The organism is Legionella busanensis (genome assembly GCF_900461525.1).
GTDB classification, from domain to species: Bacteria; Pseudomonadota; Gammaproteobacteria; order Legionellales; family Legionellaceae; genus Legionella_C; species Legionella_C busanensis.
Genome location: NZ_UGOD01000001.1, coordinates 2061578 through 2074258, shown reverse-complemented (window position 1 = coordinate 2074258; position 12681 = coordinate 2061578). Strand labels below are relative to the sequence as shown.

Below are 12681 nucleotides of genomic sequence, written 5' to 3'. Positions count from 1 at the left end.
TTAATAATCTATACGTATAATATATATAAGCTAATAATTCATGTACAAAATATTGTGCCATCTCAAACCCATTACGACAGACTTGCGACTTTATTAAATCGCCCTAAGCTATCAAAAAATGAAATAAAAGTTGCATTGACGATAGTGAGTCAGTTAGGTCAAGCAGATCTTGAAAAAAAAGATAAACATGAAAGATATTTGTTTGATTTAGCTGTCGAGGCACAGAATGCAGTTATTGCAAGTGCAATAATCTCAAAATACGCTGAATTAACTAAAGCAGAGTTTGTAGCAAGAGAGGCTGAATTAATCGAAATAGAGGGCGCAGCACTAGCAGCAAGACTGAAAAAGTTAACATCTTCAACTAATTTTGATGAAAAAGTTCGGGAAGGCACTTTACTTAACCGAGACCGAGATAATCTTGAGGAAAGGAAAGCTAGTTTTGCGAAAGCGCATCCTAATTTTAACTATACAAAGCACATGAAGAAATTTGCTTCCAAATTTAAGCCCCTTGAAGAAGAGTCATATGATAATTTATTAAAGAGGCATCGACAATTAAAGAGCTTAAAAGACTTAGCTCCGTTATCTATTGATTTTGATAACAATGACCCGCTTATGCAACGATATCATGATACTAGTTCTGATAATCTACCTCCTATAATGAGTAAGAATTTTTTTAAATTTTATTGTAATGACTTAATTGATAGACAAAAATTAGATTATATTCTTTATATTCAGGAAGAAATTAACAATCTAAGAATAATAGGTGCTTTAAAGCTTATTGAAGTAACGAAAAGCCCGCAATTAAAAGCTAGTCTATTAACTGCAGTCTCTGCTTATCAACGTAATCCTTCAGATACATTAACTAAGTTAAAGACAACTATAGATATGATCATAACAGAGAAACAATATAATGCATCTGCTGGGGCAGAAGCACTTGCAGTTTTAATAATAGTAAGCGAAATCGAAGAGAAGGTAGCCAATTTTTGGCATGGTAAAAGAAATGTGCAGCATCCAAAATTAGCATATTTTATAGAGGAAGCACAGTCAACTATAAAGAGGCAAACTCAATTTATTCAAAGCCGTGGAATTAGAGAAATATTAGCAAGGCTTGGCAATAAATTAGTAAGTATAGTGACTGAAAGTAAACTCTTTGATGAAAGAAATGACGCTGAAAAACAAATTGATAAAGTTCATGAGCGCGTGCAATCTGGTCTTACATTTTTTAGTAACCAAGTGACTCAAGAACAAGCAAAAAAGCCTGCTCCCAAAGAGTTTATAGAAGTTTCTGAAAGAACGAAACGGATGTAGTTATTTCTCTTTATGATGGATTATTTAAAAGGAACTTTAGAAGGCAAATTATTAATTAATATTCATGTCAATCTGTTTACTGTTAAAAAGTAGATTGGTTGATATCACAAATTTTAGAGTGATAGTATATCAATCTTTATCTGGCTGCGCTAAGAATCATTTTCCAAACAAAATTTAACAATTTTTAACCACCGCTGCTAACGTCGAAAACGCTTTTTTAATTTGAGTCTGTTTGTGTTTGGCAGAAATAAAAAATCGCAAGCGCGCTAGATTATCTGGTACAGCAGGATAAATAATAGGCTTTACATTGATTCCCTGGTCCATACATTGTTTTGAAATAGCAATACACTTTTTTGAGTCGCCAATAATGATCGGTAAGATAGGTGTGTAATCATTTAATCCTATGTGAAAATCATAATGCAGTGCTGTTTCTCTTGCTAACGTGCTTAATTCTTTTAAATGAGCAACTCGCTCGGGTTCTTTTTTTAAGACTTTGAGAGCCGCTAAGGCTGCTGCAGCGCTAGCAGGTGATATGCCTACAGAAAAGATAAAACCAGGACAGGTAAATTTTAAATACTCAATGAGCTCTTTTTTTCCGGCGATATAGCCACCAATACTTGCAAGGGATTTACTTAAAGTACCCATCCAGATTTCCACCTCCTTAGGGTCTATACTAAAATGTTCACTAATACCTTTGCCATGTTTGCCTAATACCCCTAAAGAATGTGCCTCATCTACCATAAGCCAGGCAGCATGTGAGTTTTTAATATCAATAAAATGTGCAAGGTTAGGTATATCGCCATCCATGCTATAGATACCTTCTAAAATAATTAAGACGCGCTTATAGTGATGCCGGTTTTCTTTTAAAATTTTATCAGCTAATTGCCAATCATTATGCGGGAAAGCCATACGAGTCGCTTTTGAATAAACAGCGCCTAAAATTAGGCTATTATGAGCTAATTCATCATGCAAAATTAAGTCGTCAGGACCATATAAGTGGGCAATTGTACTAACATTAGTGGCATGTCCTGTATTAAACACAATAGTATCATCAACACCTATAAAATTTGCTAGTTCTTGTTCTAATTGTTGATGAATAACTTTTTCCCCCGATACTAATCGACTCGCAGAGACAGAAGTACCATATTTTTTAGTGGCATCAATAGCGGCTTTTAAAATAATAGGGTGATTATTTAAGCCTAAATAATTATAAGAGGTAAAATTGATATATTTTTTACCTTGAATAACACAAGTATCACTTGCGATGCCTTCCTGTTTATCAAAAAAGATATCATTACCTAAAGCTTGTTGCATTTTTTTTAACTGTTGATAAGGCGAAAATTGTTTAAAGTCCGTATACATCGAGTAATCCATTTTTTTATTAGCTTGTTTGGGCACAAGCTCAATGGTTGCAATTTCTAACTTAGGATTTATATTTTGATCAGTTATATGTACGTATATCGATTGAGAAAGTTCGCTAATATTTTCTTGATTTAAAATAAAATTATCATCAATCGTGATTAAAAAGGTATCCTCAATTTCAGCAAAAAGTGACTGTAAATGTAAAGAGTCAAAACCAAAACTAATCAAAGGTTGTTCTCTATCTATCCGATGCGGCTTTTGTTTTAAACAATTGGCTATTTTAAACGTTAGCCATTGCTCAATATCATTTTGATAAATTTGTTCTCTACTCATTGTACGACCTCAGCTTCTAAACACCAATTATAAAGTAATTCCAATTGATTATTTTCTAAGAGTTGCTTGGTATAATTTCGTCTCAGTTTGCCACTTGTTGTTTTAGGAAGTGTTTTAGGTGGAAGAAGAGCTATCGAAAACGGGTCTAAGCTATGATGCAAATTAACAATCGCTCTTATTTTCTGAATAATAATTAAATAAACATTTAGATTTGCCGGCTCTTTTAATTCTGCCACAATTGCTAATTTTTCTTGACCATCAGAGACAAGCGAAAAAGCAGCAGTACAACCCAAACGAATTAAAGGATGAGTAGCATGTACAACTAATTCAATATCATGTGGATAGTGGTTCTTGCCATTAATAATGATTAAATCTTTAATCCTGCCTGTAATGTATAAGTTCCCATAATATAAAAAGCCAAGATCACCTGTTCTTAAGTAAGTTTGGTTAGAGTCATCACCAGGGAGGGTTGCTTGATAGGCCTCTTTAGTGTCTTGTTCTTTTTGCCAATAACCTAAAGTAACACTATCTCCTTGTAGCCAAATCTCACCAATTTCACCTTCGGCGCATGGTTGCAAGGTTTCAGAGATAATAATTGTTGGTACTTTGGGTTTACCACAACTAACTAATACGGTGGAATTAACTTGTTTATCATTAAGAACAATATTATGTTGCTGTAAGCTACTTTTTTTCACAGGTAAATAAGTAAGATGATCATCTTTATCTTTACCACTGACAAACACTGTCGCTTCAGCAAGTCCATAAAGTGGATAATAAGCCTGTTTTTTAAAACAATATTCTTTAAATTTAAGGTAAAAATTTTCTAAGGTATGATAATTAATAGGTTCTGCGCCATTATAAGCGACACGCCAGGAAGCTAAGCTAAAATTAGGTGCAAGTTGTTTGGGATCAATTTTTCTTTCACATAATTCGAAAGCAAAATTTGGCCCACCACTGACTGTTGCTTTAAAATCTGAAATGGCATTTAACCATAAATATGGATGGCGGAGAAAAGTAATAGGGGACATCATTAAGATGGGAATTTGCGCATATACAGGGAAAAGTAGATTACCAATCAATCCCATATCATGATAAGGTGGTAACCAAGAAACCATACGATCATTTTCTTGTTCCCCGATAGTTTGCAACACTAAACTTAAATTAGCTAGTATATTGCGATGAGTGACCATCACGCCTTTTGGCATTGCCGTTGATCCTGAAGTGTACTGTAAATAGGCAACATCATTAGGTTTAATAGTTATTGGCTTATATTTCTCAGCCCAATTTTTATTCGCTTTGCCAATATCTAACCAGCGAAATTTTTCAAAGTCCCACTCACATAATTCGCTTGTTTTATTGGAAAATTTATAAGCTAAATTTTTTAATAATTTATTGGTAGCAAAGGTTTTAAATAGGCTTAACTTCTTTATATTAGAAATGATTTCTTGGTTTGATAAGATAAGCTTTGGCGTAGCATTGTTTATAATGGCCTGTAATTTTTCAACGGTATTTTTATCAAAGGGAGGATAAGCAGGTACGGCGAGCACGCCTGCAAAAAGACAAGCCCAAAAGGTGGTAATATAATCTATTCCCGGTGCAAAAATCATTAAAACTCGATCACCGGGTTGGGTATTGGCTTGTATTAAGGCAGCAATAGATAGAATTTTATGTCTCATCCCATCATATGAATAGCAAATACTGTCTTTTGTATGGCCTGTAGTAGAATAGAAATATAAGGGATGATGAGGAGAGATTTGCCAGCGATCATTGAATAAATCAATTACATTATTAAAATCCAGTTTTTTACGCATACCAGTACCCTTATAAATCAGGTTCCTTAGGCATTTTTTTATTTATTTTCACACTAAGTCTGTAACAACCGATTTAACTTAAAAATTAATTATCAATCAATAACATCACATTAGGTTTAGGTTAATATTTTTAACAAAATAGTTATTTTCTTTAGCAACCCCAATCTTTGTTATTCCCACTTAGGCGGAAATCCATTTTAAATTTAGTACTGTAGTATCTCCTGAGATAGATTCCTGCCTACGCGGGAATGACAAACAGAAACAAACAGCAAAGAAATTATCCGCTTAATGCGTTATTAAATAATTTAAGTGTAGCAATTAAAATTTATTTCTGAGGGAAATTTCAAAGAAAAATCATTTTTTGACTAATTTTTATAAGATAAAAAGGATCTGATACACGTTTAAACTCGCTGATTTAAATTTCTTAAATCAGTAAAATCCTGTCAATTTTAATAACTTATCAGCGAGTTTTAATTAGGTAATACTTTTATTAAATAATTATATTTATAAATTATCGTTTTGCTGTCATTTCCCATTGATCAACGATAGTGCCATCCGATTTGATTGCAAACATCTTACGATTTCGCCCCTGAATTTCCATTAAAATAAAATGACGAGTACTGTTTGTTCTTACAAACTCTGGACGATTACCATTTTGTACTTCGCGAGGTTCAACTCCCCAAGCGCCATCCCCAACATAAATTACGCCTTTAGAATGATTTATTTCGCCTTGATATAAAGGATATGTTCTTTTATAAGCGTGATCGTGGTGTTCAAAAGCAATATCTAAGCCATATTTTTCGAAAACTGTTCCCCAATATTTGCGAATTTCTTTAGCTTTCGAGCGATTAAAGGAGCGTACGGAAGGATAAGCACCTTGATGATAAAGAGCAAAAAGATGAGGCCGTGATTGATTTTCGGCAAGAACCGTGTCTAACCATCTACTTTGTGAACCGCTAATATCACTTACATTATCAGCGTCTAACATAACCATTAACATCTCTTTGCCAAATTTGAGAGCATAATAGGTTTTATCTTTGGGATTGGTTGTAGGGAAAAAGTTATAATAAACAAGTTTATTAACGGGCTGGCCTTCGCCACCTTCTACTTCATGGTTGCCAATAGCAGGGATAATAGGGATTAACCGTGCATTAGGTCCGCGCATTGTTTTCCACCAAATATTGAACCATTTAATCCAATATTTAAACTCAGATTTTAGATTGCCTGCATAAGATAAATCACCGCCGAGAAAAGCACATAAAGGATCATAACTCGCAGCACGAGTATTCATAGCAGCAAAATTTTCATCACGATTATCATCACCATATGTGTCACCTCCTAGGACAAAGCGAACAGGTTTATCAAAGGTTTCTGACATGGTTTTAAAGGTATAAATTTGATTATTATCTGTTTTTAATGAAAATTCATAAATTGCACCGGGTTTTAATCCATTTAAACTTACGCGGTGTACTTGATAACTTTTATCAACAGGTAAAACATTATGATTACCATTAACAGGAATCCAGGCTGCAGTTGCAGAAGGACGGTATTGTAAAGCATCATTATTGTCGTTAGTTTTGGTAATCCAATTGATTGTCATCGTTGTATGTGGATCAGATTGCCAGGTTAAATAAACAGCATTTGGTTCTGCAGCAAAGAGAAAGCAGGGAAAAGCATTTAATAAAATGAGTACCCTACACTTTTGTAGTAGTCCTTTCATTGTGAGTCATCCTTAATTCTTTGAATTAAATTTATATATTTATAATTAAAAGCCTATGTAGGCTGGCCTTAATTTATATTAATTTTTTAAAATAGGAAAGATTGAATATGAGACATGATTAATTTTAAATTTTAAAGTCTGGCCTAAAGGGATGAAATGATTGTTGAGTTAAAGTAGGTGAAAAATAAATGAATATAAGGTTAAGCATAAAGAATTAGCAATTAAAACTAAGTTAATAAAAAGTTTAAGATCTTAATGTAAAGGGGCTTGCATTATCGTTCTTTTCATCTCTGTCATCTTGCCAAACGCCGTCCCCGGCATAATTTATCCATTTGACTGGCTAATAATCGTTAATTCTTTAAAATTAGCTAGGCAAATAACTTAACAAGTGCTTGATGCAATTAATGCTACTTCTGGATTATAATTCATTGGTAGTGAATTTAGATGACGTAAGCCCTCATTTAGCCGGAATAACCAAGCTTGAAATGATGCAAGTGTTTCTACTTGACTGGTGCTTACCTCAAAATCTGTCTCATTAAAGTTTGCATGTTTTTTAAGTGCTTCTCTTACTTCGTCAGTAAGGCCAGCTATAAGACAGCGTTTGGCACTACTTACACAATTATTGGTAATAAAACTGTAGTTTTTTGTACGTTCGCGCGTAACTTCCTCAAGTACTCGTGCCTCATCAAGACAAAAACGCTGGTTAGTTTCTTTGGTGGGTAACATTATCGGTGTATCAGAATGGCAACCATTTGTTATATTTGAACTTAAGTGATAATTCATTTCTCTATCACTATCTTCATAGTATTGCCTATATTTTTTTCGTATATCATCGATAGACTGCAGTAAAATACTTCCTTTTAAATTCCTTTTAATAGCTTCAAGGCGTTCTTGTACCGTTAGGAGGTTAACTGTCGTTGTCTCAATATTAAAATTGATACTTTCTATTTGCTGCTTTTTACTTTTATCTAGATTGTTTCCACTAAAGGAAATTTCCTTTAATCTTTGCTGAAAGGTAGCTATTTCCTGATTGAGCTTAGCTTCTTCTAGAAGTGCTTTCCTTAGTTCGTATTCGCTCATTAATGAATTAGCATCTATTCTTATTTGTCCTTGGGCTCGATTTATATCTAACTCCTGTAAGATAGCGCGGTCATGGGGACTTATTGTAGATTGAATCTGTTTTATTTCTTTGTCATATTCTGCAATTTGTTTAGCAAATTTAGTATTTAGTTGCTTAAGCTCTGCATCTAACTTTCTTTCAAGCTCTATACGCTCGTTTTCCTTTTGTTTCTTAGGAAGTGTGGCGGTTTGAGTTTCAAAATAGGAAATTTTTTGTTTTACTGAAATTGGTTTTGCTTGTTCAGTTTTTATAAATAGATTAGGGCTAAAAGAAGGGCTTTTTAGTCCTTTTTCAGTTGTTACCTGCTGTGCAAGGTTTTCTCTTTCTGATTTAATTGCGTTTACTTGTTTCCCATGTTCGGCTACTAGTTCCTGTTTTTTCAAAATTAACGCTTTTACAAGCAGAACCTTAAGGCGTTTTTGTTCTTCTATAACTGAATCAGTGTAAGTAGTATCGATTCGACGTTCTATGATGTTAGCGCCCTTTTTATTGTTTTCTCTGTTCATATCTATGTCATGTCTACTAACCTCAGAAGCTACCCCTTTTGATGGTCGACTTAGGCCCATTAAGTGCAAAACATCTTTAACAACAGAACTTACAGAAGGTTTTGGTCCAGGCCAAAAACTATGGTGTACCACATTCACTCGTACTTTTTTAACTTGACGGTGCTCAAGTTTAATTGTCCTTTGTTTATGAGTGCCGCCGTTAGGAGTAATCTCAGCAGCTTTACCTTCATTTTTTTCACCTACACGAGCAAAGCTCTTTTCATAAATCCACTGCCCTTCGCTATTTTGTACCTTTGAAAATTCATTGCTTCCTTCAAGGATATCCATTTTGAAGTTAACATGGCCTGCATTTTCATTTAAAGGACCCGCGAAGAAAGAACCAAGTGCATTTTTGACTCTTCTACCGAATATGTGCGTACTAGGAAACCAAATATTTACTTCAATCATTATTAGATTTAATAAATTTCAATATGAGCTCATAATACCATAGTAGGCTTAATAAAATATTAAATAATAACCATTTTGTAATAAATTTAAACAAATAGGGGGGTTATATCTGAATGGGCACGTAACTTAATAATCTTTAAATTCCTTGAGTTGTTGAATTTTTAGCTATTACACAGCTTATTTAACTAGCTTAGTCACATAGTAAGTCGAGATGAGTCTGGGCTTAAGATGGCTTCAACATCTTTAGTTAGATCAGCTACATTTAATCCTAAAATTAGCATAGCCAATATGTTTATCTAAGTGGTGGGCAAAAAGTGGCTAACAGCATTATTAAATCTAGTATCACATAAATATCTGGGAAACTAAGTATTTATTTCAGTCATAACAAAAATAACAACGGTCACTTTAATATAATAAAATCAGAATTAAAACTATAAAATAGTGATAATAGAACAAATCATACAGAAAATGACCTAAATTTAAGAGTAGATCCAACTAGTTAATTTAGTTATGATAAAATCTTTCACCAAAATTTATTGCTATTTCCTACCTATATTCTGCTGTTATAGGAATGCTACCAAAGAGGCTTTTTAGTGGCTTTAAAGTAAAGGGATATTTACTTAATTCTTAAGCAGCGCTTTTTCTTGCTTAATCTTTAAAAAATTTATCGATCAGTTGAAGTTAATATTGTACTACTATTAATTGTATAAAATGTAAACATATTATTGGTTAATAAAGGTTAGGAGCTATGGGAAAAGATGAGAAGAAGAGAATATATAATACAAGGCGCATGCCTAAGCCAACTACAGAAGAGGTAGAGGAAAAGAAAGTAAAAAAAAGGAAGCACGTTACTTCTGCTTCTCTTAATTTACAAGAAGAAAATGAGCTCCTATCTAATCAAGATGAGAAAAAACCTAAAAAGTTGAAAACTAGGGAACCAAGCGTTAAAAATAAGAAGAATAAGCGGGAAGCAACCCGAACCAAACGTCGAGAAACTGGTGCTATGCATCTTGAAACTGAGTCAAAATCAACCGCTAATACTCAATATCCTGAAGAGTCAATAGTAAAAAAAACAACGGCGCAAAGTAAGCGCTCTTTAAAGGTAAATGATTCTATAGGATTTTTTTCAGTGAAAAAAATCCATGCAAAGGCTAATAAAGATATTGAACATCAACAAACAGAGGCTGCAGTAGCATTGTCTACTCCAGAAATCCCTAAACAAAATTTAAAAAAAGAAGATGATGAATCCAGTATGGAAGTGGAAAACCTGCAACTATCCAGTATTGTACAAATCCCTAGTGATACTGATTTTGTTACATATCGTGGTATGTGTGCAGCCGCTGAGAAAAAAACACAAGATCAACAGCAGCGGATAAGTAAAATCATTGATGTAGTTAAAAGACATAATTTCACTTTAAAACCTACGAGTGATGCAATGTTAAAAAATTGGAAAGGTTTGTTTGCAAGTATCACTGAACATAATTCTAGAGCCAAAAATTTATTTGATGAGATTGATCCAAATGACCCCATAAAGAGAGCATTACTAGCTACTCACAGTGCAGACTATATTAAATCTATAATAGATAAATGTGTTAATTCTGATGAAGATTCAGATGAAGAAGATACTGATATTCATATTAATAATCAAACGTTTAAAGTATTAATTAAAGATATTGCCACAACCATAGAAGGCTTTAAACAACATCATAATATGATATTTGGGATAGGTTTGCCTACTCATCACGCATATCGTGAAAAAGCAGCCGGTTTTTGTATTTTTAATAAAGTTGCAGTACTTATTCATTATTTTGGACACGTTAATAATGTGATTTGTGGCCTAGATGTTAATGAAGATGATGGTCTGCGCAATACCTTAAGCACCAGTAATTTTTCTAAATCGCGTACCATTCTTCATCTAGATAGTTATGATTCTCGTGTTTACCCTTATTCTGCTAGTGGTAATGTAAAATATGATAAAGTGATAAATGAACAGTACATCTATCTGCCGCTTCAGCTAGATGACCCAAATTATGTCAGAGAAAACTCTCGTGATTTACATCCTATTATGGAAGATTTATTAACTCAAATTGAGCAGGCTTGTCAAAATAATCCTAGGGATACTGCTATCTATTTAGTACTTGGTTGGGATTCACATGGTAAAGAAAAAGCAGGGTGTTCTAAAGATATTTATCGTGGAATAAATAAAACAACTAAAGAATTTGAATATAGAAATATTTATGACCAAGAAATTAAGGAACAAAGATTTAATGATGGCGATTTTGAGCATTTTTATAAGCAGTTAAGAGAAGTTATTAATAAGTATAAAATTCCCTTTGTTTATGTTAGCCTTGAAGGCGGCTATACAGAAGCAGTCAATAAAAAACAGACAGAAATGCTTATTAAAACGTTGCTTACTCCTACAATAACGCCACAGGAACAATCGAAAGAAGAGATTAATAATTATAGCTTTGTTTAGTTAGATAAAATTAGTATTAGATGAACAGCTTTAGTTATTTGATTTAAAAGAAACTGCAAAAAATTTGTAAAATTAAGCTTTATTCTAATAATTTTCAATTTTGTTCGTTCTAAAATACACTTTGGTTAAATTCAAGTAATTTGTATTATGTATGAAACGCCAGAATTAGAAAGTACAAGCTCTAATATAACTACGCTAAGTACAGCTTTCGAGCTTAATTTAATCCCAACAACTGCAGCAGGTGCAATTGATTTAACAAAAGCTGAGCGAATCGCTGAAGGTGGAACTCACATATTATATCGTTTCCCAAATGCACCTTTTGTTATTAAATTAATGAAACAGAATCCAGCTCCGGAAGAACTAGCAAAGTTAGAGGAAAAATATACTGTTTTATATGCCTGTTTTGATAAGGAAGGAAAACAAAGATGTATTAGGGAAAAACACTTTACGTTTTTAGTACAACTGCCAGGGAAAAAAGCTCAAATTGCAGCACTATCCATTGTCCCCTACGAAAAGTGTTTTACAGCAAAAATAAAGTTTGATTTTAAAATAGAGCCATCAGAGCTGGATCCATATTTAATAGAACATAAGCAGGATTTTTTTGAGAAGATAAGCGAATATCTTATTCATCCAACAGATGAAATTGATTTTAATTTAAATGATTATGCATTGTTTGATAGACGAATTGGCGCAATTTTGCAGCGCTTAGATAATGATCTTGAGCTCAGACAAGTGATGGCTGAGTTTTTAAATCATTATCGAGATTTCTATAAAAAAACTAATATTATTTTAGATGCCATGGGTTATGAAAATATTCTCTTTTTTAAAGATGAGCAAGATAATTGGCAATTTAAAATTGGGAGTGTAATTAAACATGATACAGGCAAATACACAAATGAGTTATTTGCTAATTTACAGGCCGGAAAACCAGTTGATTTAACCAATTTTTTTAACTTTACACACGCTTATTTCTCACCAGCAAACATTCGAGCTTTAAATATTTGCGCAGCAAAATTAAGTTTAGAACCTGTTATTAGTGATGTTAGTATTAATACACGAGAATTAGTTAACTTATCTCAGCAATTATCAATACCAGAACGGATGCTTGCCTATGCTAAACATGGTGATTTTACTAAGGTATATAGCATGCTTAACGACAATAAAGATAATTTAAGTTTTAGTTTTATAGATTACTGGGCTTATTCACTAATAGCTGATGAATATATCAAACACAGTCAGTCACCCAAAGCCCTTAAAAATTATTTTGATATTGTGAGCAGGTTACCTATTCTCTTACCGGAAAAAGAAGATGATCAGCAGCGGGTTCAAACTGCAAAAGAAGCGATGATTGATAGAAAAAAAATACATGATAAAAAAATACAATTACATGAAGAAATTACAAATATTTTTCCAAAATTTAGTATTTGGTCATTAAAAATAAATAAACCAAAGGATTGTCAGCAAGTAGAAAAAACGACAAACGCCCTTAATCCTTTTAAATAAACTCTTTCCAAAATGGAAAGCGGTCTAATAGAGATTCATTATATTTTAAACAGCTATTAATTTTCTACCCTTGCAAATTTTAAGCAAATTTATAA

The 12681-nt window shown here is 33.0% G+C and carries 7 protein-coding genes; 3 read left to right on the top strand and 4 right to left on the bottom strand.

Annotated features, from left to right (window positions below):
* Nucleotides 1-54 precede the first annotated feature (54 nt).
* Complete coding sequence (locus DYH30_RS09265; RefSeq protein ID WP_115331391.1) at nt 55-1308, top strand: hypothetical protein; 1254 nt, start codon at nt 55-57, stop codon at nt 1306-1308.
* 174 nt (nt 1309-1482) lie between these two features.
* Here the strand turns inward: DYH30_RS09265 and DYH30_RS09260 are convergent, their stop codons facing one another.
* The 4 genes from DYH30_RS09260 to DYH30_RS09245 form a co-directional block, all read right to left on the bottom strand.
* Nucleotides 1483-3003, bottom strand: a complete 1521-nt coding sequence (locus DYH30_RS09260; RefSeq protein WP_115331390.1) for an aminotransferase class I/II-fold pyridoxal phosphate-dependent enzyme — start codon at nt 3001-3003, stop codon at nt 1483-1485.
* Nucleotides 3000-4814: a fatty acyl-AMP ligase gene (locus DYH30_RS09255; protein ID WP_115331389.1), complete on the bottom strand. Its 1815-nt coding sequence runs from the start codon at nt 4812-4814 to the stop codon at nt 3000-3002. Before DYH30_RS09255 ends, DYH30_RS09260 begins: the two co-directional genes overlap by 4 nt.
* Nucleotides 4815-5325: 511 nt before the next feature.
* Nucleotides 5326-6534 (bottom strand): purple acid phosphatase family protein, encoded by a 1209-nt coding sequence (locus DYH30_RS09250; RefSeq protein ID WP_115331388.1) that lies wholly within the window; start codon nt 6532-6534, stop codon nt 5326-5328.
* A gap of 381 nt (nt 6535-6915) precedes the next feature.
* The gene (locus DYH30_RS09245) at nt 6916-8607 is read right to left on the bottom strand and encodes a hypothetical protein (protein WP_115331387.1); all 1692 of its coding nucleotides are present in this window, start codon (nt 8605-8607) and stop codon (nt 6916-6918) included.
* Between the two features lie 748 nt (nt 8608-9355).
* On the opposite strand from DYH30_RS09245, the gene DYH30_RS09240 reads away from it, so the two are divergent.
* On the top strand, nt 9356-11083 hold the full coding sequence (locus DYH30_RS09240; RefSeq protein WP_115331386.1) for an arginase family protein: 1728 nt from the start codon (nt 9356-9358) through the stop codon (nt 11081-11083).
* A gap of 147 nt (nt 11084-11230) precedes the next feature.
* Nucleotides 11231-12586: a hypothetical protein gene (locus DYH30_RS09235; RefSeq protein ID WP_115331385.1), complete on the top strand. Its 1356-nt coding sequence runs from the start codon at nt 11231-11233 to the stop codon at nt 12584-12586.
* Nucleotides 12587-12681 lie beyond the last annotated feature (95 nt).